At 50.1% G+C, this 24,069-nt stretch carries 21 protein-coding genes and 1 other RNA gene; 15 read left to right on the top strand and 7 right to left on the bottom strand.

All coding sequences use genetic code 11. The annotated features are described in order from the left end of the window. Window positions 1–6: 6 nt before the first annotated feature. From sufB to BZK40_RS00560, 3 genes are all read right to left on the bottom strand, one after another. Complete coding sequence (sufB, locus tag BZK40_RS00570) at window positions 7–1,494, bottom strand: Fe-S cluster assembly protein SufB (protein WP_020996440.1); 1,488 nt, start codon at window positions 1,492–1,494, stop codon at window positions 7–9. Between the two features lie 8 nt (window positions 1,495–1,502). Next, window positions 1,503–1,871: a Fe-S cluster assembly scaffold SufA gene (gene sufA, locus BZK40_RS00565; RefSeq protein ID WP_003832645.1), complete on the bottom strand. Its 369-nt coding sequence runs from the start codon at window positions 1,869–1,871 to the stop codon at window positions 1,503–1,505. 488 nt (window positions 1,872–2,359) lie between these two features. Next, window positions 2,360–3,235, bottom strand: a complete 876-nt coding sequence (locus tag BZK40_RS00560) for a LysR family transcriptional regulator (RefSeq protein WP_079933942.1) — start codon at window positions 3,233–3,235, stop codon at window positions 2,360–2,362. A 121-nt stretch (window positions 3,236–3,356) separates the two neighbouring features. Between BZK40_RS00560 and BZK40_RS00555 the strand changes: the two genes are divergently transcribed. Then, window positions 3,357–4,208 (top strand): Vmh family MBL fold metallo-hydrolase, encoded by an 852-nt coding sequence (locus BZK40_RS00555; RefSeq protein ID WP_079933941.1) that lies wholly within the window; start codon window positions 3,357–3,359, stop codon window positions 4,206–4,208. Between the two features lie 67 nt (window positions 4,209–4,275). Here the strand turns inward: BZK40_RS00555 and BZK40_RS00550 are convergent, their stop codons facing one another. From BZK40_RS00550 to ydiJ, 3 genes are all read right to left on the bottom strand, one after another. Beyond that, entirely contained in the window at window positions 4,276–4,464 is a 189-nt protein-coding gene (locus tag BZK40_RS00550; protein ID WP_003030540.1) for a YdiH family protein, read from the bottom strand. A 77-nt stretch (window positions 4,465–4,541) separates the two neighbouring features. Beyond that, window positions 4,542–4,952: a 1,4-dihydroxy-2-naphthoyl-CoA hydrolase gene (menI, locus tag BZK40_RS00545; RefSeq protein WP_008784603.1), complete on the bottom strand. Its 411-nt coding sequence runs from the start codon at window positions 4,950–4,952 to the stop codon at window positions 4,542–4,544. Next, on the bottom strand, window positions 4,949–8,005 hold the full coding sequence (gene ydiJ, locus BZK40_RS00540; RefSeq protein WP_057067855.1) for a D-2-hydroxyglutarate dehydrogenase YdiJ: 3,057 nt from the start codon (window positions 8,003–8,005) through the stop codon (window positions 4,949–4,951). Before ydiJ ends, menI begins: the two co-directional genes overlap by 4 nt. Before the next feature lie 213 nt (window positions 8,006–8,218). Here ydiJ and ydiK point away from each other — a divergent pair, with 213 nt between their 5' ends. The 9 genes from ydiK to BZK40_RS00495 all read left to right on the top strand — a co-directional run bounded on the left by ydiK (window position 8,219) and on the right by BZK40_RS00495 (window position 17,477). Next, window positions 8,219–9,328, top strand: coding sequence for an AI-2E family transporter YdiK (gene ydiK / locus BZK40_RS00535; RefSeq protein ID WP_003832632.1), 1,110 nt, complete (start codon window positions 8,219–8,221; stop codon window positions 9,326–9,328). Window positions 9,329–9,511: 183 nt separating this feature from the next. Continuing rightward, an RNA gene (gene rprA, locus BZK40_RS00530) (antisense sRNA RprA) lies at window positions 9,512–9,619 on the top strand. A gap of 157 nt (window positions 9,620–9,776) precedes the next feature. Continuing rightward, window positions 9,777–10,133, top strand: coding sequence for a YdiL family protein (locus BZK40_RS00525; protein ID WP_008784601.1), 357 nt, complete (start codon window positions 9,777–9,779; stop codon window positions 10,131–10,133). Between the two features lie 48 nt (window positions 10,134–10,181). Continuing rightward, window positions 10,182–11,402, top strand: a complete 1,221-nt coding sequence (locus BZK40_RS00520; protein WP_079933940.1) for an MFS transporter — start codon at window positions 10,182–10,184, stop codon at window positions 11,400–11,402. 240 nt (window positions 11,403–11,642) lie between these two features. Continuing rightward, window positions 11,643–12,878 (top strand): MFS transporter, encoded by a 1,236-nt coding sequence (locus BZK40_RS00515; protein WP_032943180.1) that lies wholly within the window; start codon window positions 11,643–11,645, stop codon window positions 12,876–12,878. Between the two features lie 21 nt (window positions 12,879–12,899). Then, complete coding sequence (gene ydiB / locus BZK40_RS00510; RefSeq protein WP_003836604.1) at window positions 12,900–13,766, top strand: quinate/shikimate dehydrogenase; 867 nt, start codon at window positions 12,900–12,902, stop codon at window positions 13,764–13,766. Between the two features lie 36 nt (window positions 13,767–13,802). After that, window positions 13,803–14,561 carry a type I 3-dehydroquinate dehydratase gene (aroD, locus tag BZK40_RS00505; protein ID WP_079933939.1) on the top strand — a complete coding sequence of 253 codons (759 nt, stop codon included), beginning with the start codon at window positions 13,803–13,805 and terminating at the stop codon, window positions 14,559–14,561. A 155-nt stretch (window positions 14,562–14,716) separates the two neighbouring features. Further along, the gene (locus BZK40_RS00500) at window positions 14,717–16,312 is read left to right on the top strand and encodes an acyl CoA:acetate/3-ketoacid CoA transferase (protein WP_079933938.1); all 1,596 of its coding nucleotides are present in this window, start codon (window positions 14,717–14,719) and stop codon (window positions 16,310–16,312) included. 13 nt (window positions 16,313–16,325) lie between these two features. Beyond that, window positions 16,326–17,477, top strand: a complete 1,152-nt coding sequence (locus BZK40_RS00495) for an acyl-CoA dehydrogenase (protein ID WP_003832619.1) — start codon at window positions 16,326–16,328, stop codon at window positions 17,475–17,477. A gap of 54 nt (window positions 17,478–17,531) precedes the next feature. On the opposite strand, the gene BZK40_RS00490 is transcribed toward BZK40_RS00495, so the two are convergent. After that, complete coding sequence (locus BZK40_RS00490; RefSeq protein WP_008784594.1) at window positions 17,532–18,422, bottom strand: AraC family transcriptional regulator; 891 nt, start codon at window positions 18,420–18,422, stop codon at window positions 17,532–17,534. Window positions 18,423–18,928: 506 nt separating this feature from the next. Between BZK40_RS00490 and BZK40_RS00485 the strand changes: the two genes are divergently transcribed. The 5 genes from BZK40_RS00485 to fadK all read left to right on the top strand — a co-directional run bounded on the left by BZK40_RS00485 (window position 18,929) and on the right by fadK (window position 24,007). Next, entirely contained in the window at window positions 18,929–19,693 is a 765-nt protein-coding gene (locus BZK40_RS00485; protein ID WP_003832614.1) for an electron transfer flavoprotein, read from the top strand. A gap of 21 nt (window positions 19,694–19,714) precedes the next feature. Further along, window positions 19,715–20,650, top strand: a complete 936-nt coding sequence (locus BZK40_RS00480; RefSeq protein WP_079933937.1) for an electron transfer flavoprotein subunit alpha — start codon at window positions 19,715–19,717, stop codon at window positions 20,648–20,650. A 57-nt stretch (window positions 20,651–20,707) separates the two neighbouring features. Further along, entirely contained in the window at window positions 20,708–21,997 is a 1,290-nt protein-coding gene (locus BZK40_RS00475) for an FAD-dependent oxidoreductase (protein WP_079933936.1), read from the top strand. After that, window positions 21,994–22,287: a ferredoxin family protein gene (locus tag BZK40_RS00470; protein ID WP_003832609.1), complete on the top strand. Its 294-nt coding sequence runs from the start codon at window positions 21,994–21,996 to the stop codon at window positions 22,285–22,287. The genes BZK40_RS00475 and BZK40_RS00470 overlap by 4 nt, the downstream gene beginning before the upstream one ends. Before the next feature lie 82 nt (window positions 22,288–22,369). Next, window positions 22,370–24,007: a medium-chain fatty-acid--CoA ligase gene (fadK, locus tag BZK40_RS00465; protein WP_079933935.1), complete on the top strand. Its 1,638-nt coding sequence runs from the start codon at window positions 22,370–22,372 to the stop codon at window positions 24,005–24,007. Window positions 24,008–24,069 lie beyond the last annotated feature (62 nt).

Raw genomic sequence — 24,069 nt, 5'->3', positions numbered from 1 at the left:
TAAAATTTAACCGACGCTGTGCTCAAGACTTATGGCGAGAAGTTTTTGCGCTTCCACGGCAAACTCCAGTGGCAGTTCAGAGAACACGTCTTTACAGAAACCATTCACGATCATCGAAATGGCATCCTCTTCACTGATGCCGCGCTGCAGGCAGTAAAACAACTGGTCTTCACCAATACGCGACGTGGTGGCTTCATGTTCAAGCTGGGCGCTATTGTTACGACACTCCACATACGGGAAGGTGTGTGCCCCACAATCCGCACCGATCAACATCGAGTCGCATTGGGTATAGTTGCGGGCGTTAGTAGCGGTCGGCATGATTTTCACTAAGCCGCGATAACTGTTCTGGCTGTGTCCGGCGGAGATCCCTTTCGAGATAATGGTCGATTTGGTGTTTTTGCCAATGTGGATCATTTTGGTGCCGGTATCGGCCTGCTGATGTCCACTGGTCAGCGCGACGGAGTAGAATTCGCCGATCGAGTTGTCGCCACGCAAAATGCAGCTTGGGTATTTCCAGGTAATGGCCGAGCCGGTTTCCGACTGCGTCCACGACATTTTGCTGTTTTCGCCTTCGCAGAGTGCGCGTTTGGTGACGAAATTCAAAATACCGCCCGTATTGCCATCGCCGGGAAACCAGTTTTGCACCGTGGAGTATTTCACTTCGGCATCTTTGTGGATGATGACTTCCACCACCGCCGCGTGTAGTTGGTAACTGTCGCGCACCGGGGCTGAACAGCCTTCGATATAGCTGACGTAGCTGCCCTCATCCGCAACCAGAATGGTGCGTTCAAACTGCCCGGTTTTTTCCGCATTGATACGGAAATAGGTCGACAGCTCCATTGGGCAACGTACGCCTTTCGGTACATAAATAAACGTGCCGTCAGATGCCACCGCCGCATTCAGCGCGGCAAAGAAATTGTCATTGCCGGGGACAACCGTGCCCAGGTACTGTTTTACCAGCTCAGGATGATCGTGAATGGCCTCACCGAACGAACAGAAAATAATGCCCTGTTCCGCCAGTTTGTCGCGATAGGTGGTCGCTACCGATACCGAGTCGAAAATGGCATCAACCGCAACTTCTTTGCCTTCACGTACCGGCACGCCAAGCTGTTCGAATGCGTCCTCAACCTCTTTGCTTAAAAATGCATTCGCGCCCGTTTGCTGTACCGCTCCCGGTTCAGACGCACAGGTTTCATCGCAGTTACCGCAGGAAGGTGCGGAGTAATAGCTGTACTCCTGATAATTCAGTTTGTCGTAATGCGCTTTAAGCCAGTGTGGTTCTTCCATGGTCAGCCACGCTTTAAAGGCATTCAGGCGAAATTCCAGCATCCAGTCGGGTTCATTTCGTTTTGCCGAAATCGCGCGCACGACATCTTCATTGATCCCTTTTGCCAGCTCATCGGTTTGCAGTTGGGTGAAGAAGCCCTCTTTGTAATTAAGGTGCCCGCCAGCCCAGGTGTTGACATCGTCAGTTGCTTCAGTATTACGAGACATAGTACCGCCTATACCCCAAAACTTTCGCCACAGCCGCATTCGTTCTGGGCTTTCGGGTTATGAAATTTAAATAACTGGTTTAATCCTTCGCGAACGAAATCGACTTCTGTGCCGTCAATGAACGGCATCGCCTGCAACGGCACATAAAGTCTGGCGCCCTCCGTTTCAAACAGCAGATCGTCTTTTTCGGGTTGGCGGACGGTATCCAGCACGTAACCGAATCCCGCGCACCCTGTTTGCTTCACGCCTAAACGCACACCCAACATGTCAGGTTGCTTTGCCACCAGTTCACGGATATGCGCCGCAGCCGCTGGCGTTAACGTCAGCCCACGCCAGGCAAAATCGTCCGGGTTAAATGTTCCTGAATGCAATTCCATAGAGTTACCTCGAGTCACTAGCTTTTAAGCTATAACACCATGTTAGTGATAATGATTATCACTTCAACCCCTCAACAGCAGGGGCATTCGGGTTAATCGCCCTTTTTGACTACTTTTACTAAGCATAGACCCTGCAGCGAGGGTTTACAGGGATGGATTATTTTGTTCAATGCATTGATTAATAATGGATTATGAAAATCCAATCGTTCAGTCAGGTCAAATGACAAAAGATGTATAGAAAATGTCTATTTAAGGGATAGGTGGGGATGAAGGTAGGGAAAAACAATTCAAATAATAAACAAACAACAAAAAACCCTTAAGTCTGCTTGTTGGCAGGCTTAAGGGTTCCGGCCCCATCCGGCGCTTATCTCCGGCACTCATATTGGCTTAGCTCTTGAAGGGGCGATAAGAAGAATCTCATACACCGATTAGTTTTTTTTAACACTAATTGCGGTTTGACTCTTTTATAAACGCGTTCAATCACATATTTAACGCTGTGCCTCACTGAGCGTGTCCAGCAGCAGGCGTAGCCCTGCGGGTTGATGCTCACGTGAAAGGTATAAACCATAAATCGGCAGGCACTTAGGTTGAAGTTCTGGCAGTAATCGAATTAGCTTTCCCTGCTCCAGCCCTTCCTGCGCCTCCAGCTCTGGCACCAACGCGATCCCCATTCCGGCCACCGCAGACTCGCAGAGCAGCGAAGAGATCCCTGCACTCAAATTCCCTTTGATTGCAACGGAGACAGGCTGCCCCTGAGGCTCCCAAAAGTGCCAGGATTGTCCGGCAAAACCGCTGTAGTACAGGCAATTGTGCCGTGTGAGATCGTCGATTGTCTCAGGTGTGCCATGTTGATGCAGATAATCTGCAGACGCGCAAAGCACCGATTTACAGTCGCCCAACCGACGGGCAATAGTCCCTGGCTCTGGATTATCTGTTATGCGGATCGCCACATCGATGCGTTCCCCCACAAGGCTTACCGGTTGATTATTGATCTCCACCTCAATACGTAATTGCGGATATTGCGCCATAAACGTCGGCAGAACCGGAGCAAGAATATGCATCGCGGTAAAATGGGCGCAGGCTACACGTAGCGTGCCGGAGGGAATTTGCGCGGCACTGGCGGCACCAATATCCAGCGAAAGTTGCGCCAGAGAACGTGTTTTCACTAATGCCTCTTCACCCGCTGGCGTGATCGTCAAGCGACGCGATGAGCGATGGATAAGCCTTGCGCCTGCCCATTTTTCCATCTCGTCGAGATAACGACTGACCATCGGACGGGAAAGCCCCAACGCACGCGCGGCTGCGCTAAGGCTACCCAAATCACAGATATGGTTGAATACCGTTGCCGCCATCACTCTGTCCATTGTTCCCATCCGATCGTTTTATGAAACTCAGCATGTCCTAATGAGGGAATTCTAACAGATCCGAATATCCTTAAAATACGGGAACTATCAAAAGACAATTTCCTGCACAAGGTTACCTGGTATGAAAGTTAAAACTCTGGCCCTGCTGTTACCTCTGATTGCGTCTTCAGCTTTCGCCGCGCCGCTACAGCTGGACGTCTATAATCCACAGGATAAGGCTATTTTCCCGGTTTCTTCGACGCTGGTGTCTGGCCCAAAAGAGGCGATTTTGTTTGACGCCCAGTTCAGTACCAAAGATGGTGAACAACTGGTGCAAATGATTCGCGCCAGCGGTAAAACGCTGAAGGCTATTGTGATCACCTCCGGCGATCCGGATTTCTATTTTGGTCTGGAGCCCATCGTTAAGGCCTTCCCACAGGTAAAAGTCCTGGCAACGCCGCAGGTGGTAGACCATATCCGCGCCACCAAAGAGGCCAAGCTGCAGTTCTGGGGCCCGCAAATGAAGGACGGCGCGCCAACATCGCTTACCGTTCCGCAGGCGACTACGCAAACGCAGTTCACGGTTGATGGCGAAACGCTGGAACTGCGTCACACCAACGATTATGCAGCGTATATCTGGATCCCGGCGAATCGAGCCATTATTGGCGGCACAGGCGTGGCTTCAGGTATTCACGTCTGGACGGCGGATACACAGTCTGAACAACAACGTAGTGCATGGCGTAGCGTACTGAGCGAAATGCAGAGCTTACAGCCCACTCAGGTGGTCCCGGGCCATTACATTGGCGACCGCCCAACCGGCGATAAAGCTATTCGCTTCACCCAGGACTATTTGCAGTCGTTTGAGCAGGCGCTAGGGGCGAAGAAAGGATCGGACTATGTGATTAAAACCATGACGGCAGCATGGCCAGGCCTTGCAGACGTAAGCTCGCTGGAACTAAGTGCGAAGGTTAACAGCGGCGAGATGAAGTGGTAATGAAGATTTAAGGCAAAAAATAACCCCGAACGCGTGTCGGGGTTTCGTTACGATAAGCATACCGGAATCAATGAACGCCCATGCGCCAGGCAAAATAGATCTCTTCTTTCAGTTCAGTGGAAGAGAGCGCCAACAGATCTGCAAACTCCAGCTCAAGCTGTTTCAGCCTTTTCAGGTACTGAGCCGGTGAAAGATCGGTTTTATCACGACGTAAAAATTCTATTGCCAGTTGGGCAGGGTCTAATTGGGTAGACATATCATCCTCGCTTGTGTTCAAAACCTGCACAGTATAACACCATTCCCTGTGCAGATAATGACCAAAAGCAATATGCATCACAAAATTGCGGTCGTCAGACGCGACGTGCAGCACAATCGACCCTGCTCATCGAAGATTTCTATTTGCCACACCTGGTGACGAGAACCTGTATGTAACGCGCGACATACACCCCTGACGAGCCCTTCCCGTGCAGAACGGATATGGTTGGCGTTGATCTCCAGGCCCACCACTTTCTGCTCACCCTGAGTACACAAGTAGCCAGCTACCGAACCAATGCTTTCCGCCAGCACCACGGATGCGCCGCCGTGCAACAACCCAAAGGGTTGTTTGGTGCGATGGTCCACTGGCATCGTAGCTTCCAGCGTATCGTCGCCAATGTGCACAAACCGAATATCGAGCAACCCAACCATATTTCCTTCACCCATGGCATTGAGAGCCTCGAGTGTGACTTCACGTTTCCAGATCATCCTATAATCTCCAGCAGTGCCTGTAATGGGTGGCGAACGCCCGTACCTTCAACGCGTTTAACCTGGCTGCGACAGGAGTACCCTGTAGCCAGACAACGGTTACGTGGCAATCGTTGCATTGCCTGGTGCCATGATAACTCATAGATCCCCAATGAGTTTTGGTGATTCTTCACTTCGTGACCGTAAGTGCCAGCCATACCACAGCACCCCACGCTGACGTTCTCCAGCTTTGCGCCAAAGCGAGCAAAAATAGCCGCCCATTGTGCAGGCGCGCCCGGTAAAGCCGTCACTTCGGTACAGTGGCCAAAGAAGTACCACGGTTCACCGCCAACAGCGACTGACTGCTGTGTTTCCACAGCTTTTGATAACCATTCGTTGGCCAGCAGCACATGGAAATCACCCCGCTGTTCTCCCAGCACCAGCTTGTATTCATCGCGATAACAAAGCACCAGCGCCGGATCAACACCCACCATCGGAATATTCAGCTTCGCTACCCGGTTAAGAAACTCGGATGTCTTTTTCGCCGTTTTGGCAAAACGGTTTAAAAAGCCTTTAATGTGCTGCGCCTTGCCATTTGGCGAAAACGGCAGCAGTACCGGCTGCATACCCAGTTTTTCTACCAGACGTATAAAATCAGCGACCACCTGCGCATCGTAATAGCTGGTGAAAGGGTCCTGCACCACCAGCACCGTACGGGCTTTTTGCTCGAGGCTGAGTAATTCGAGCTGTTCCAGCGTCATATTGGCAGAACGATGTCCCACCAGTTGGCGTTGCAGCGACGGCGCAGACAATAGCGGTAAATCAACCATTCCAATGTGCTTTTTAGCCAGATTTCGCACCAGCGGCTGATTGATGAAGAAGTTAAACGTTTTAGGCGCCCGCGCCATTAGCGGTGCATAGCTCTCAACGGTCGCCACCATATGATCGCGCAACGGGCGCAGATAACGCGTGTGGTACAGCTGCAGGAAGCGTGAGCGGAACTCCGGCACATCAATTTTAATCGGACACTGTGTGGAACAGGCTTTACACGCCAGGCACCCTGACATCGCCTCTTTTACTTCGTGCGAGAAATCGTATTCGCCCTTGCGTGCATGCCAGCTGTTGCGGGTACGGGTAATCAGCGTGCGTAAACTGGCGCGTTTCTCCGGTAGCTCTTTTTCCAGTTGCACAGGATCGATCCCGCGATCGGCCAACAGACGCAGCCACTCACGTACCAGCGTAGCTCGCCCTTTCGGAGAATGGATACGGTTAAGGCTGATTTTCATCGACGGACACATGGGGCTTTTCGCATCGAAGTTAAAGCATAACCCGTTGCCATTACACTCCATTGCCCCACGCCACTCCTGGCGTACGGCCAGCGGGATTTGACGGTCATACGTTCCGCGTTTCACCGCGTCCACTTTCATCATCGGCGCATCAACGTCTTCCGGTGGACAGATTTTGCCGGGGTTGAGCCGGTTTTGCGGATCAAACACCGATTTCACTTTGCGCAGTTCACGATACAGTTCATCACCGAAAAACGCCGGACTGTATTCCGCACGGAAACCTTTCCCGTGCTCACCCCACAACAAACCGCCATATTTTGCCGTCAGCGCGACGACATCATCAGAAATGCGTTTCATCAGCACTTCCTGCTGCGGGTCGCACATATCCAAAGCCGGCCTGACGTGCAGCACGCCAGCATCCACGTGGCCGAACATGCCGTAACTCAGACCATGGCTGTCGAGCAGCGCGCGAAACTCGGCAATATAGTCAGCCAGATGCTCCGGAGGAACGCAGGTATCCTCGGCGAACGGAATTGGCTTCGCGGAACCTTTTGCATTGCCCAGCAGACCGACAGCCTTTTTGCGCATGGCGTAAATTCGTTCGACGCCCGCCAGTTCGGTACATAGCTGCCAGCCAATAACGCCCGCTTCCTGGCGAGCGATTAACCCATCCAGGCGTTCGCAGAGTGCGCTGACCTGCGAATTAATCAAGGTTTCGTCGTCACCGGCAAACTCGACAATATTCAGGCCCAGCATCTCTTTATCCGCGACATCGGTAATCAGTTCGCTTACCGAGTGCCAGACGATGTCTTCACGCGCCAGATTGAGTACTTTGGAGTCGACGGTTTCTACCGACAATGCGCGCGCTTCCACCATCACCGGCGCGTTACGCAACGCCGAATCAAACGAATCGTACTTAACGTTAACCAACTGTCTGACTTTGGGCAGTGGCGTGATATCAAGGCGGGCTTCGGTGATAAACGCCAGCGTACCTTCAGAGCCGGTAAGAATGCGGGTTAAATCAAATTCGGTCATCTCATCGTTAAAGACGTGCCGCAGATCGTAACCCGTCAGGAAGCGATTAAGTTTCGGGAATTTATCCATGATCAGCTGTCGGTTATCACGACAACGCTCATAAACGGTCTTATAGATACGGCCAATCGTGGTATTGCTTTTACCCAGCATTTCGGCAAGCTCGACCGGCATGGGCTGGGTATCCAGAATATCACCGCCCATCAGCACCGCACGGATGCCCAACACATGATCGGAAGTTTTACCGTAAACCAACGATCCTTGCCCGGACGCATCGGTGTTGATCATCCCGCCGAGCGTTGCCCGGTTACTGGTGGATAATTCCGGGGCAAAGAAATAGCCATATGGCTTCAGAAACTGGTTAAGCTGGTCTTTTATCACCCCGGCTTCTACCCGCACCCAACCTTCTTGCGGGTTGATTTCAATAATCCGGCTCATATAGCGGGACATATCAACAATAATGCCCTGGTTCAGCGCCTGACCGTTGGTCCCGGTGCCGCCGCCGCGCGGGGTAAAAATCAACGACGAGAATAGCGGTTCTGCCGCCAGACGGGCGATTAGCGCCACATCTGCGGTTGAACGAGGGAAAACGACAGCATCAGGAAGCAGCTGATAAATACTGTTATCCGTCGACATTGTCAGACGATCGGCATAGCTCGTTGCCGTATCACCCGTGAATCCTTGCTGCTCCAGTGCCTGCAAAAAATTGAGCACCAGCTGAACGACACCTGGCGCCTGAGAAATTTGTGGAATCATTATAGTGACCCTTTCCTGCGGTCTGTGTTGTGAATTTAATCGTTTGCGTGTTGCTTTGTTTGTTGTATCACATTTTTTTCTAATACGCTCAGCAGATTTACAGGCAGAATCCGCCTGTTCAAAACCGCTGAAATTGCTCATCATTATAGAGTGTGATTAACGTGTTCACGTCGCGTCAACGTTCTGGCGCAAAGACAAAGGTGAAAAGTATTTATGGTAAATTTCCGTCAGCCCAGGGATATTGCACAAGTGCTGCTATCGGTGCTGTTTTTAGCCATCCTGATTGTGGCCTGTCTCTGGATTGTTCAGCCCTTTATCCTCGGTTTTGCCTGGGCAGGTACGATTGTCATTGCGACCTGGCCTATCCTGCTACGCTTACAAAAATTGCTCTGGGGACGTCGTTCACTTGCCGTACTGGTGATGACACTGTTGTTAGTGCTGTTGTTCATCATCCCTATCGCGCTGCTGGTTAACAGTATCGTCGATGGCAGCGGGCCGCTGATCCATGCCGTAACCGCAGGTGATATGACGCTACCGGATCTGGCATGGTTGAACAGCATTCCACTGGTGGGTGCCAAAATGTATGGCGCATGGCACAGTTTACTGGATATGGGCGGTTCGGCCATTATGGCCAAAGTTCGTCCTTATATCGGTACCACCACCACCTGGTTTGTCGGTCAGGCCGCGCATATCGGCCGCTTTATGATGCACTGTGGTCTGATGCTGCTGTTCAGTGCCCTATTGTACTGGCGCGGTGAACAGGTCGCATTAGGTATTCGTCACTTCGCCTGCCGTCTTGCCTCTAAACGTGGCGATGCTGCCATTCTGCTGGCCGCGCAAGCCATTCGCGCCGTCGCATTGGGCGTTGTGGTCACCGCTCTGGTGCAGGCAGTGCTCGGGGGTATTGGTCTGGCGGTAACCGGCGTGCCTTACGCCACGCTGCTGGCGGTATTGATGATCCTGTCTTGTCTGGTGCAACTGGGGCCGTTGCCAGTGCTGATTCCGGCCATTATCTGGCTATACTGGACGGGGGATTCCACCTGGGGCACGGTTCTGCTGGTGTGGAGCGGCGTAGTCGGAACGCTGGATAACGTTATTCGACCGATGCTGATTCGTATGGGTGCCGATTTGCCACTGATCCTGATTCTCTCCGGGGTCATCGGCGGACTGATTGCCTTCGGCATGATTGGTCTGTTTATCGGTCCAGTAGTGCTGGCCGTTTCCTGGCGTCTGTTCTCCGCCTGGGTAAACGAAGCCCCTGCGCCAGGTACCAATCCGGATGAAATCCTCGAAGAAATTGCTGAAATCGAACGCAATAAGTAATCCAACATCAGGCGGCAGCGCCGCCTGATTGTTTAACAATACTAATCAATCCTTCCTCTTGCGGGATTAGACCCAACCTCGCCCTTCTTTAAATAATCATTTGTGTCGCAAATTCTTTACAGTTTTTAAACTATTGAGATGAATCTGATCGACGTAAAAAATCACTATGCCTACTATTAGCTCATGGCTTTAGATCAACACATTGATTTATAAGCATGGAAATCCCCTGAGTGAAACAACGAATTGCTGTGTGTAGTCTTTGCCCATCTCCCACGATGGGCTTTTTTTTGTCCTTCGCGCGCCACTCCACCAACCTTAACGCACCAACACATTATCTTCCCCGTCAAGGAACAAATAATATTGCACAAAATACTGTGACTCTCTTCAAGCAGAAATATCCACAGCAATGTTATTACTATTCCACCGTCTTTTATGAAGTGACCAAATAATGAACGCATTAGAGCTACAGGCGATCCGCCATATTTTTGCTATGACGGTGGAAGAAAGCGCCAGGTATATCGCGCGCGATAACAATGTTGCCGCCTGGCAGCAATGGGAAAAGGGTGAAAGAGAAATTCCAGAAGACATCATCCGCATTTGTTCAGAAATGAAAGCAAGGAGGAAGTTAAGAATTAATGCAATTATCGACAAAATAAATAATCGTATCGGTAATAACACCATGCGTTTTTTCCCCGATCTGAACGCTTTTCAGGCGGTTTATCACCACGATGGTTTTCTCGACTGGAAAATCTATCAGTCGGCTGCTGTTGAACTCTATGCTCACGATCTCGAGCGTATGTGTTAAGAGATTGCAACGCCATACCTATTTAGCCTCTTCGCTGAGTAACACATTATGAAAAACACCTATTTCTCCACTGCGATAGGGCTGTACCTAAATTATCTGGTGCACGGCATGGGGGTCATTCTGATGAGCCTCAATATGTCTTCGCTGGAACAACAGTGGCAAACCAATGCTGCGGGCGTCTCGATTGTTATTTCCTCACTCGGCATCGGCCGCTTAAGCGTTTTATTAGTGGCAGGGATGCTTTCCGATCGCTACGGTCGCAGACCATTTATTATCCTTGGTATGACCTGCTACCTGATTTTCTTTATTGGCATCATCAATACTCACAGTATTTTTCTTGCCTATGCTTTTGGTTTTTTAGCAGGAATGGCAAACAGTTTTCTCGATGCCGGAACCTATCCCAGCCTGATGGAGGCATTCCCCCGTTCCCCCAGCACAGCCAATATTTTGATAAAAGCCTTCGTCTCCAGCGGTCAGTTCCTGCTGCCGATGATCATCAGCCTGCTGGTGTGGAGCGAACTTTGGTTTGGCTGGTCCTTCCTGCTGGCGGCTGCCGTTATGATACTCAACGGCGTGTTTTTGTTTCGCTGTCGGTTTCCGCCACATCCCGGGCCTCATACCGTCATCCGGGCACAACCTGCTGAACGAGAAACCGCACAACCTGAACATCGTTGCTCCCTGCTCGACCTTGCCAGTTACACCCTATACGGCTACATCGCAATGGCAACATTTTACCTGGTAAGCCAGTGGCTGGCGCAATACGGACAGTTCGTCGCAGGAATGTCCTATACGTTATCTATCAAACTGTTAAGCATTTATACCTGCGGCTCTCTACTGTGCGTGCTGATCACCGCCCCGCTGGCGCGAAAAGCAGAACGCGCGACATCGATGCTGATGCTGTATACGTTTATCTCATTTGCCGCACTGTTGATGGTTTGTCTGCATCCGACACCTTACGTGGTCATTATCTTTGCGTTTGTCATCGGTTTTTCTTCCGCTGGGGGCGTTGTGCAAATCGGTTTAACGCTCATGGCCGCACGCTTTCCGCATGCGAAGGGCAAAGCGACCGGGATTTACTACAGCGCGGGCAGCATTGCGACCTTCACCATTCCATTGATAACAGCAAAACTCTCAGAAACCAGTATTGCTCACATCATGTGGTTTGATACTGGTATAGCCGCTGTTGGGTTCCTGTTGGCGTTGTTTATTGGTTATCGCAGCCACATCGCGTCAAAGCATCAGCTAAAAATGATACAAGCCGTAGAATAGCGTGGATGCAATATTGTTCCCCCCTTCTGCAAAATAATTGGCATATGTTTTAAAACATCAACAAAACACCGGCTGGCAGAGTTCAATTTCACAGTGTGTTATGCAATATACCTGGTAACTTAAACGCCATGCTATGTAGGCTCTGTGGCTGCTGCCCGGTATATTAATTACAAGGTCGCCGCAATTTAAACAATATCGACGAGCACAGAACAATTTTAAAATCCGCAAGGAGTTGTGAAAATGTCTCAAAGCAAGACCTTTAATACGCCATTTCTTTTGGCGATAACCTGTATTTATTTAAGTTATTTCCTACACGGCATTAGCGTCATTACACTGGCGCAAAATATGACCTCTCTTGCAGAAAAGTTTTCCACCGACAATGCAGGAATTGCCTATTTAATTTCAGGCATTGGTCTGGGGCGACTAGTGAGCATCTTATTCTTTGGCGTGCTCTCAGATAAATTTGGTCGTCGGGCTATCATTCTGTTAGGGGCGATTCTTTATATACTGTTCTTCTTCGGTATTCCCGCCAGCCCTAATCTGATGATTGCCTTTATTCTGGCCGTTTGCGTTGGCGTGGCAAACTCGGCACTGGATACCGGTGGGTACCCGGCGTTAATGGAATGCTTCCCTAAAGCCTCTGGCTCAGCCGTTATCCTGGTGAAAGCTATGGTCTCGTTTGGGCAGATGATCTACCCCATCGTCGTCAGCACCATGCTGCTCAACCATATCTGGTACGGTTATGCGGTCATTATCCCGGGAGCGTTGTTTGTAGTCATTACCCTGATGCTGCTAAAAAGTCGTTTCCCCAGCCAGATGGTGGATGCCGGCATCGCGAAAGATCTGCCACAGATGAACAGTAAACCATTGGTCTGGCTGGAAGGTGTGGCATCCGTCATGTTTGGTGTTGCTGCCTTTTCGACTTTTTACGTCATCGTGGTCTGGATGCCGAAATATGCGATGGCCTTTGCTGGCATGGCAGAATCCGACGCACTGAAAACAATCTCTTACTACAGTATGGGTTCGTTGGTCTGCGTATTTATCTTTGCCGCACTGTTGAAAAAATGGGTACGACCTATTTGGGCAAACGTATTTAACGCCGGACTGGCAACCATCACCGCAGCCGTCATTTATTTATACCCATCTCCGCTGGTATGTAACGCAGGTTCATTTCTCATTGGATTCTCTGCCGCTGGCGGTATTTTACAACTCGGTGTATCGGTGATGTCAGAGTTCTTTCCCAAGAGCAAGGCCAAAGTCACCAGTATTTATATGATGATGGGTGGCGTAGCCAACTTTATTATCCCATTAATCACCGGATACCTCTCTAACATTGGTCTGCAATACATTATTTTGCTGGACCTTGCATTTGCTCTGTTGGCTTTTGTCACCGCCATCATCGTCTTTATTCGTTACTACCGCGTATTTGATATCCCCAAAAATGATGTGCGGTTGGGCGAGCGTTATTTTCAATAAATTGTTTAGAAGGAGTATCAAATGGACGTAACTGCTAAATATGAACTGATTGGTTTGATGGCTTACCCTATCAGACATAGTCTGTCGCCTGAAATGCAAAATAAGGCATTAGAAAAAGCGGGATTGCCATTCACTTACATGGCATTTGAAGTTGATAACTCAACGTTTGCTAATGCCATTGCCGGGCTGAAGGCCTTAAAGATGCGGGGTACCGGGGTCTCAATGCCCAACAAGCAGCTGGCATGTGAGTATGTTGATGAATTAACGCCTGCAGCCAAGCTGGTCGGCGCAATTAACACTATCGTCAATGATGATGGTTACCTGCGTGGTTACAATACCGATGGCACGGGCCATATTCGTGCAATTAAGGAAAGTGGTTTCGATATCAAAGGTAAAACCATGGTACTGTTGGGCGCAGGCGGTGCGTCGACGGCCATTGGTGCACAGGCAGCGATTGAAGGCATCAAAGAAATTAAACTCTTTAACCGCCAGGATGAGTTTTTTGCCAAAGCGCAGGAGTTTGCCAAACGCGTCAATGAAAACACCGACTGCGTGGTCACCGTTATCGATCTCGCCGATCGCCAGGCTTTTGCTGACGCACTTGCCAGCGCAGATATTTTGACCAACGGCACTAAAGTCGGCATGAAGCCGCTGGAAAATGAATCTCTCGTGACCGACGCTTCCCTGCTGCGTCCGGAACTGCTGGTAACCGAATGCGTCTACAACCCGCATATGACCAAATTATTGCAGCAGGCACAAAGTGCTGGTTGCAAAACAATTGATGGTTACGGCATGTTGTTGTGGCAAGGGGCTGAACAGTTCAAGCTCTGGACCGGGAAAGATTTCCCACTGGAGTATGTGAAACAGGTTATGGGTTTTGCCGCCTGACAGGCAAGCATTTGTACAATAGTTAAAGGGTAATCAATGAAAACCGTAACCGTAAAAAACCTCGTTATTGGCGAGGGTGCGCCGAAGATCATTGTCTCGCTGATGGGTAAAGACATCGCAACGGTAAAAAGCGAAGCGCTGGCCTATCGCAAAGCGGATTTCGACATTCTGGAATGGCGCGTAGACCATTTCACTGATGTCTCTTCCATTGAGGCGGTGTTGGAAGCTGCGCGCACCATCCGCGATGTGATGGCTGACAAACCACTGCTTTTCACCTTCCGTAGCGCCAAAGAAGGCGGTGAACAGGCTCTGTCTGTCGAGCACTATATTGCACTTAACCGCGCGGCGGTAGACAGCAGTCTGGTGGATATGATCGATCTGGAACTGTTTACCGGTGACGAACTGGTCAAAGCGACCGTCAAGCATGCGCATGCGAAAAATGTCTTTGTGATTATGTCCAATCACGATTTTCATAAGACACCAGCCGCGGAAGAGATTGTCCAGCGCCTGCGTAAAATGCAGGAGCTGGGTGCAGATATCCCCAAGATTGCCTTGATGCCGCAAAATAAAACGGATGTTCTGACGCTGCTTAGTGCCACGCTGGAAATGCAAGAACGCTATGCCGATCGCCCGATAATCACCATGTCGATGGCTAAAACAGGGGTGATTTCACGTCTGTCTGGTGAGGTTTTCGGTTCAGCGGCAACCTTTGGGGCAGTAAAAAAAGCCTCCGCACCAGGACAAATTTCGGTCACCGACCTGCGTACTGTATTGACAATATTGCATCAGGCTTAATTACAGATATATCCATATAAATATCAGTAATGCCCTACCCCAGATATTCGTCTAACCACGGATATCTGGCCGGTAATCAAGCGTTATTAAATAACTCACAATATTATTGTCGAATATAGCGACAGGTAGTCGCACGCATATAATCTGGAGTTCACATGAAATTTTCAAGGCCAAATCGTATAGATGGTCGGGTACCCGTATTATCCGCTGCAGATGCAGTCAATTATATTCCTGATGAAGCAACGCTTTGTGTATTAGGTGCTGGAGGGGGGATTCTCGAAGCAACAACATTAATTAATGCACTGGCTGAAAAATATAAAAACTCACAGTCACCGCGAAATTTAGCGTTGATTAGTCCTACAGGTTTGGGTGACCGTGCCGACCGGGGAATTAGCCCACTGGCACAGGAAGGTTTAGTCAAATGGGCATTATGCGGACACTGGGGACAATCACCGCGAATCTCCGATCTGGCTGAACAAAATAAAATTGCCGCCTATAACTATCCTCAGGGCGTATTAACCCAAACCCTGCGTGCATCGGCGGCTCACCAGCCGGGGATCCTTAGTGATATCGGCATCGGTACATTTGTTGACCCTCGCCAACAGGGCGGTAAGCTGAATGAAGTGACCACCGAAGATCTGATAAAATTGGTGGAAATTGATAACAAAGAGTACCTGTATTACAAAGCCATTGCGCCAAACATCGCCTTTATTCGCGCCACCACTTGCGACAGTGAAGGCTACGCCACCTTTGAAGATGAAGTGATGTATCTTGATGCGCTGGTGATTGCCCAGGCCGTACACAATAACGGTGGCATCGTTATGATGCAGGTGCAAAAGATGGTGAAGAAAGCCACGTTGCATCCGAAATCGGTGCGTATTCCCGGCTATCTGGTCGATATTGTGGTCATCGACCCCGACCAAACGCAACTGTATGGTGGCGCGCCGGTTAACCGCTTTATCTCTGGCGATTTTGTTCTCGATGACAGCCAACAGACTGCCCTGCCGCTCAATCAGCGTAAACTGGTGGCCAGACGCGCCCTGTTTGAAATGCGCAAAGGTGCGGTCGGCAACGTTGGCGTAGGCATTGCCGATGGCATTGGCCTCGTCGCGCGCGAAGAAGGCTGTGCTGACGATTTTATTCTGACAGTCGAAACGGGTCCGATTGGCGGCATCACCTCTCAAGGTATTGCTTTCGGCGCCAACGTCAACACCCGCGCCATTCTGGATATGACCTCCCAGTTTGACTTCTATCACGGTGGTGGGCTGGATGTGTGCTATTTAAGTTTTGCCGAAGTCGATCGCCACGGCAACGTCGGCGTACACAAATTCAATGGTAAAATCATGGGTACCGGCGGTTTTATCGATATTAGCGCCACCTCCAAAAAAATTATTTTCTGCGGCACGTTAACTGCCGGAAGTCTGAAAACGGAAGTTGCCGATGGCAAGTTAAATATCGTGCAGGAAGGTCGGGTGAAAAAATTCGTCAACGAATTACCTGAAGTGACTTTCAGCGGAAAAATTGCTCTCGAACGTGGACTTGATGTGCGTTACATCACTGAACGCGCTGTATTTACGTTAAAAGCAGATGGTCTTCATTTAATCGAAATTGCACCGGGAGTCTCTTTACAGGAAGACATCCTGGACAAGATGGATTTCACGCCAATTATTTCGCCAAATCTGAAGATGATGGACGAAAGATTATTTATCGATGCCTCGATGGGTTTTGTATTACCCGTCGCCGCCAATTAAAAGGAGTACCCTGATGGACTTTTCTTTAACTGAAGAACAAGAACTGCTGCTTGCCAGTATTAGAGAACTGATTACCAGCAATTTCCCGGAAGAATATTTCCGTACCTGCGATCAGACGGCGACCTACCCGAAAGAGTTTATGCGTGCCCTGGCGGACAACGGTATTTCGATGCTGGGCGTTCCGGAAGAGTTTGGTGGCATCCCGGCAGATTACGTCACACAGATGCTGGCGCTGATGGAAGTTTCAAAATGCGGCGCACCCGCTTTTTTGATCACTAACGGTCAGTGCATTCACAGTATGCGTCGTTTTGGGTCCGCTGAACAGCTGCGTAAGACCGCAGAAAGCACCATGGAAACGGGCGATCCAGCGTATGCGCTGGCATTAACCGAACCGGGAGCTGGCTCCGACAACAACAGCGCGACCACCAGCTACACTCGCAAAAACGGTAAGGTCTATCTCAACGGGCAGAAAACCTTTATCACCGGCGCGAAAGAGTATCCCTATATGCTGGTACTGGCCCGAGATCCGGAGCCAAAAGATCCGAAAAAAGCCTTTACGCTGTGGTGGGTCGATTCGAAGAAACCCGGCATTAAGGTTAATCCGCTGCATAAAATCGGCTGGCATATGCTCAGCACCTGCGAAGTTTATCTTGATGACGTCGAAGTGGACGAAAGCGATATGGTCGGAGAGGAAGGCATGGGTTTCCTCAACGTCATGTACAACTTCGAAATGGAACGTTTGATCAACGCTGCACGCAGTACCGGTTTTGCTGAATGCGCCTTCGAAGATGCCGCCCGTTACGCCAACCAGCGTATCGCATTCGGTAAGCCAATTGGTCACAATCAGATGATCCAGGAAAAACTGGCGCTGATGGCGATTAAAATCGATAACATGCGCAATATGGTATTAAAAGTCGCCTGGCAGGCCGATCAGGAACAGTCTCTGCGCACCAGTGCAGCGCTGGCAAAACTGTATTGTGCACGTACTGCAATGGAAGTGATTGATGACGCCATTCAGATTATGGGTGGGCTGGGTTACACCGACGAAGCACGCGTTTCCCGCTTCTGGCGCGATGTTCGCTGTGAACGCATTGGCGGTGGCACAGATGAAATCATGATTTACGTCGCGGGTCGCCAAATCCTGAAAGATTATCAGAATAAGTAAGCAGTAATGCTTGCCGGATAGCGCAAATGCGTTATCCGGCACGAGCCAGGTGAATCATATTTCTGGCATCAAACATTCCTGTTCTACAAGGTTATTTTTAAACTGCTTACGATAATCGCTGGGGGTACAACCCACATGCCGCTGAAAGAGTTTGGCAAAGTGATCGACATTTTCATACCCTACCCGCCAGGAAATTTCTGCCAACGAGGACTCCGTATTCGTCAGGGCAAATTTTGCCTCTGTCATTCGCCGCTGAATCACATAATTAATCGGCGAAATACGATATTCCTTAGTAAACTCGTGACAGATATAGCTCACGCTGGCACGAAATTTCTTAGACAACTGTTCCAGCGTAATTTTCTCTCGAAAGTTGTTATTTAAATAAACCAACACATCTTTAATTAATATATCTTTTTTAATATATCCCTGCTCAGAACGATAAGCATTTTTAAAGTTTTCGTAATATAAAACGGTTAATGCATAAGCGAAGGCGTCATAAGCGGAAGACGTCAGGTTATTCTTGCTCTGCGGGATCATAACACTCAGTTCATTAAAGATACTTTTAATAACCTCTTTGCCCTGGCTGACGTTAATAACCGGACACGAGTGCATCTGCAAGAGTTGGTTCTCCTGCCAGTCGTTAAAACGAAAACCGTAGAGCGCACAGGTGTAAGTGGTTGCAGGTGCGCTGCTATCGGAAGCAACCGCATGTAACCGCCCTTGTTCTATCACTACGATGTCACCCGCATGTGCGACATACAGCGAAGAGTCGATAATTAGCCTTGCGACACCTTTTTTTACATAGATAAGCTCTGTTTCATTGTCATGAACATGATGACCCGACTCCCAGTTAGGATCATCACTGATGACGAATCGCGAAAATCTCGGGGTTTTTCCCTGTTCAAAAAGGGTCTCCATGGCATTATCAAAACAGCGTTGATACATGACAACCTCCACCGAAAGGCAGTAATTTTGCGGATAATTAATATCGAAAAGTAAAAACGATGAAGACGTTATACAACGTTATTCTGTCCAGGCGAAACAAAATTATTTGCCTCGTCTGCAAGATGACACCTCCAACTTCAGCACGCTGCTCACGCAAATTGTTTTTATTTTAAAATAACAGGAAAGTGTAAATGTTATTAAGTCAGCAATAATAATTTACACACCAGAAACAAAGTGCATGCAGAAACGGATAAAAATATGATCCATTTCTCAAAAAAGCGCCTCGATTTTATTTCTATTTTTATCACTTTAACACCCGACGTCGTCTTTACGTTCATAAACTCAGCATTCCTAAAGTCCTTTTTTTTGCAAGATTGTTGGGAATGAAAACAGATTGCCCCGTCGAAAACAGTCCCCCTCTGCCGCACACTATTTTCAGTCAATTTTCCCTACTGTTGATGATGTCACTCCCCGTCATCATCCACACGAGAATCACTGGAGATGCCATGAAACTAATAACCTGCTTTAAGTTGGTGCCTGAAGAACAGGACATTGTTGTTACCCCACAACGTTCGCTTAACTTTGACCGGGCCGATGCCAAAATCAGTCAGTTTGATTTGAATGCAATAGAGGCCGCGACGCAACTTAGTGCGGAAGGTGATGAAATCGTCGCCTTAACGGTTGGCGGCTCGCTACTGCAAAACTCCAAAGTGCGTAAAGACGTACTGTCCCGCGGGCCGGACAGTTTGTTTATGGTGCAGGATCCCCAACTGGAGCATTCATTACCGCGAGACACGGCTCAGGCGCTGGCCTGCGCGGCCAAAAACATTGAATTCGACCTGATGCTGTTCGGCGAAGGGTCTGGAGACATCTACGCCCAGCAGGTTGGCTTACTGGTTGGCGAACTCTTACAACTTCCGGTAATTAACGCCGTCAGCAACATCCAACGTAACGGCGATCGCATTGTGGTTGAACGTACGCTGGAAGACGAAGTTGAAGTGATTGAACTGTCGCTCCCCGCCGTGCTGTGCGTAACCTCGGATATCAATACACCGCGTATTCCCTCGATGAAAGCCATTCTGGGCGCAGGTAAAAAACCAGTCACACCGTGGCAAGCCAGCGATATTGGCTGGACACCTGCCTCACCGTTAGCAGAACTGGTGAGCCTCACCGTTCCGCCACAAACAGAACGTAAGCACATCATTCTGGAAAATGACTCAGCAGAAGCCATCGCCGAGCTGGCTGAGCATCTGAAAAAAGCCCTGAACTAAGCCCAACGGAGAGAAATTATCATGAGTAAATTAGCTAACGTATGGGTGTTCAGCGATAACGTAGAACGCTATGCAGAATTAATGGCCGGCGCACGCCTGTGGGGTGAACAGGTACACCTTATTGTACAAGGCAACGAACAGGCCAATCAGGTTAAACCTCTGGGTGCCGATGAGATTGTCGTGCTTGAAACAAAGTCTGGTTTACAGCGTGTTGAAAATTTTGCCGAGACCATCGCCGCCCTGATACAAGAACATACCGGGCTATTGCTGATGCCAGCGACTAAACGCGCTAAATCCCTTGGTGCGCGGTTAAGTATTCAGCTCAATGCAGCGATGGTAAATGACGCCACGTCGGTAACGCTTGATGATGACTCACTGTTCGCAGAACACCGTATGTACGGTGGCCTGGCATTCGGCAAAGAAAAAATCAAAACAACTCAGGCAATTATCACCCTTGCCCCAGGCGTACTTGAACCGGTAGAGGCTAATGCTTCACATACCTGCCCTGTTGTCTCTGCACCTTACATCGCACCACACCATGAAATTATGTGCCAGGAACGTCGCGCCAAATCCGTGAGCAGCGTGGATCTCAGCAAAGCCAAACGTGTGGTGGGTGTGGGCCGCGGCCTGGTTGCGCAAAACGATCTGGAGATGGTGCGCCAGTTGGCATCTGTACTGGGTGCAGAAGTGGGTTGTTCACGACCGATTGCCGAAGGCGAAAACTGGATGGAACGCGAACGCTACATCGGCGTTTCTGGCGTGTTACTGAAATCGGACCTTTACCTCACCCTCGGCATTTCAGGACAAATTCAGCATATGGTTGGCGGTAACGGCGCGAAAGTCATTGTTGCCATCAACAAAGATAAGAAAGCCCCTATTTTCAATTACGCCGATTACGGACTGGTCGGCGACATCTACAAAGTCGTTCCGGCTCTTATCGAGCATCTCAGCCGCTAACCCCCACATTTAACGCACATATCCCGCTGCCCTCGCAGCGGGAAGGGAGCATAAAGCATGTCAGATGAAAAATTTGATGCCATTGTGGTCGGTGCTGGCGTGGCGGGTACGGTTGCAGGCTACGTGATGGCTCAGGCCGGACTGGACGTACTGGTCATCGAGCGCGGAAACAGTGCAGGCAGTAAAAATATGACCGGCGGAAGACTCTATGCACATAGTCTTGAGCGCATCATGCCGGGGTTCGCGCAGGAAGCGCCGCTCGAGCGTAAAGTCACCCGCGAAAAAATCTCCTTTCTGACCGAAGAAAGCGCCGTCACTCTCGATTTCCATTGTGAAAAAGCTGACGCACCAACGCAGGATTCGTATACCGTTTTGCGCAACAGACTTGACCCATGGCTAATGGATAAGGCGGAACAAGCTGGCGTGCAGTTCATCCCCGGCGTGCGCGTCGATGCCCTGATCCGCGAAGGTAATAAGGTTACCGGAGTTCAGGCCGGTGACGATATCCTGGAAGCCAATATTGTCATCCTTGCCGATGGTGTCAACTCTATGCTGGGGCGTTCCCTGGGGATGGTTCCGCCCTCTTCTGCACATCACTATGCCGTTGGCGTAAAAGAGCTGATCGGCTTACCTCCAGCGGTCATTGCAGATCGCTTCAATCTTTCAGGTAATGAAGGCGCGGCCTGGCTGTTTGCAGGCTCACCGTCTGATGGGTTGATGGGAGGCGGATTTTTGTATACCAACCAGGACTCCATCTCTCTGGGTCTGGTGTGTGGTCTGGGGGATATTGCCCATGCCACAAAAAGCATTCCACAAATGCTGGAAGACTTTAAGCAACATCCAACTATTCGGCCATTGATTGCCGGTGGAGAACTACTGGAATATTCCGCGCATATGGTGCCGGAAGGCGGTCTGGCAATGGTTCCAAAGCTGGTCGATGACGGTGTGATGATCGTGGGCGATGCCGCCGGTTTCTGTTTGAACCTGGGTTTCACGGTGCGAGGTATGGATTTGGCCATCGCTTCCGCAGAAGCCGCTGCCCAAACAGCTATTGCAGCAAAAGAACGCCAGGATTTCTCTGCCAGCAGCCTGATGGACTACAAGCGCGCGCTCGAACAGGGCTGTGTGATGCGTGATTTACAGCATTTTCGCAAGATCCCGGCGTTAATGGAAAACCCACGGCTGTTCACTCAGTATCCGCGTATGGTGGCCGACATCATGAGCGATATGTTCACCGTTGACGGACGTCCAAATCAACCGGTTCGCAAGATGATTATGTCCCACGCAAAACAAATCGGGCTGATGAACTTACTGAAAGACGGTATCAAGGGGGCAACTGCACTATGAATCAGGACAATACCGTTAACGTTGACGTCAAACTGGGCGTCAATAAATTCAATGTCGATGAAGGCCACCCGCACATTATTCTGGCCGAACATCCAGACCTTAATGAATTTCGCAAGCTGCTGAAAGCCTGCCCCGCCGGGCTGTATAAGCAGGACGAGAGTGGAAACATTCATTTTGATTCTGCTGGTTGCCTGGAGTGCGGAACGTGTCGAGTACTTTGCGGCGACACAATCCTCGACCAATGGGAATATCCGGTCGGAACATTTGGCGTTGATTTTCGCTACGGCTAATGGATTTTGCCTGTAGTACACCGGATCGGCCACGCCGGCCATCCGGTCAGATGTATGCCGAAATCATCCTGGGAATAACTTAATGAGTATCACACTAACGTTTAACGCCGAACGCCGCGAAGTCTGGCGGCAACAGGGTTTATGGGGAGATGCTTCGCTTGGCGATTACTGGAACCAAACTGCCAGAGCCATGCCAGATAAAATCGCTGTGGTTGATAACCATGGCGCTTCATACACCTATGCTGCACTCGACAGCGCGGCCAGCAGTCTGGCAACCTGGTTTTTAGCCTGCGGTATTCAACCCGGCGATCGCATTGCCTTCCAGTTACCGGGCTGGTGCGAGTTTACGATTATCTACCTGGCCTGCCTGAAAACCGGGGCCGTTTCCGTACCGCTGCTGCCAGCGTGGCGTGAAGCAGAGCTGGTATGGGTGCTAAATAAGTGCAAAGCGAAGATTTTTTTCGCACCGACGCTGTTTAAACAGACCCGACCGGTCGATCTGATCCTCCCCTTACAAAACCAGTTGCCGCATCTGCAACAGATCGTTGCCGTGGATAAACTGGCTCCGGCAACTACCTCGCTGGCGCTCAGTCAACTGCTTTTAGCTCCGCCTTTAACCCAGACGATTAATGTTCACGCCGATGAACTGGCGGCGGTGTTGTTTACCTCCGGTACCGAGGGAATGCCAAAAGGCGTAATGCTGACCCACAACAACATCCTTGCCAGCGAGCGCGCCTATTGTGCCCGCCTCAATCTCACCTGGCAGGATGTGTTTTTGATGCCCGCACCACTGGGACACGCTACCGGTTTTCTGCATGGCGTTACTGCACCGTTTTTAATCGGCGCACGCAGCGTATTGTTAGATATTTTCACCCCAACCGCCTGTCTTGAACTGCTGGAGCAACAACGCTGTACCTGTGTGCTCGGCGCAACGCCCTTCGTCTACGACATGTTGTGTAGCATGGAAAAACGACCACGCGATCTCTCATCGCTACGCTTTTTCTTATGTGGGGGCACAACCATTCCACAAAAGATTGCCCGTGACTGCCAGCAGCTTGGCATAAAATTATTAAGCATTTATGGCTCGACAGAGAGTTCACCGCATGCGCTGGTCAATCTCGATGATTCGCTTTCTCGCATGATGAATACCGACGGATATGCTGCTGCAGGCGTCGAAATTAAAGTGGTCGACGAAGCACGCAATACGTTGCCCGCGGGGGTAGAAGGTGAAGAAGCTTCGCGTGGTCCTAATGTGTTTATGGGCTACCTCGATGAACCCGAACTTACCGCCCGCGCGCTGGATCAAGACGGCTGGTATTACAGCGGCGACTTATGCCGAATGGACGATGCGGGGTACATCAAAATCACCGGACGGAAAAAAGATATCATTGTCCGCGGTGGAGAAAACATCAGCAGCCGCGAAGTTGAGGATATTTTATTGCAGCATCCTCGCATTCACGATGCCTGTGTTGTCGCGATGCCGGACGAACGCTTAGGTGAAAGGTCGTGTGCTTACGTGGTCCTAAAACCCCCGCATCATTCGTTGTCGCTGGAATCAGTGGTGGCCTTTTTTAGCCGCAAGCGGGTGGCAAAGTATAAATACCCTGAGCACATTGTGATCGTGGAAAAATTACCGCGCACGGCGTCCGGTAAAGTACAAAAATACCAGCTTCGTCAGGATATTATTCAGCGTTTGAGCGTGGAGAGTATTACAGGATAAAGCGCCGGATGGCGATGCTCACGCATCTTATCCGGCCTACGTTGAATAGGCCGGATAAGGCA

The organism is Citrobacter portucalensis (genome assembly GCF_002042885.1).
GTDB classification, from domain to species: domain Bacteria; phylum Pseudomonadota; class Gammaproteobacteria; order Enterobacterales; family Enterobacteriaceae; genus Citrobacter; species Citrobacter portucalensis.
This window is presented reverse-complemented; position numbering and strand designations above follow the sequence as displayed.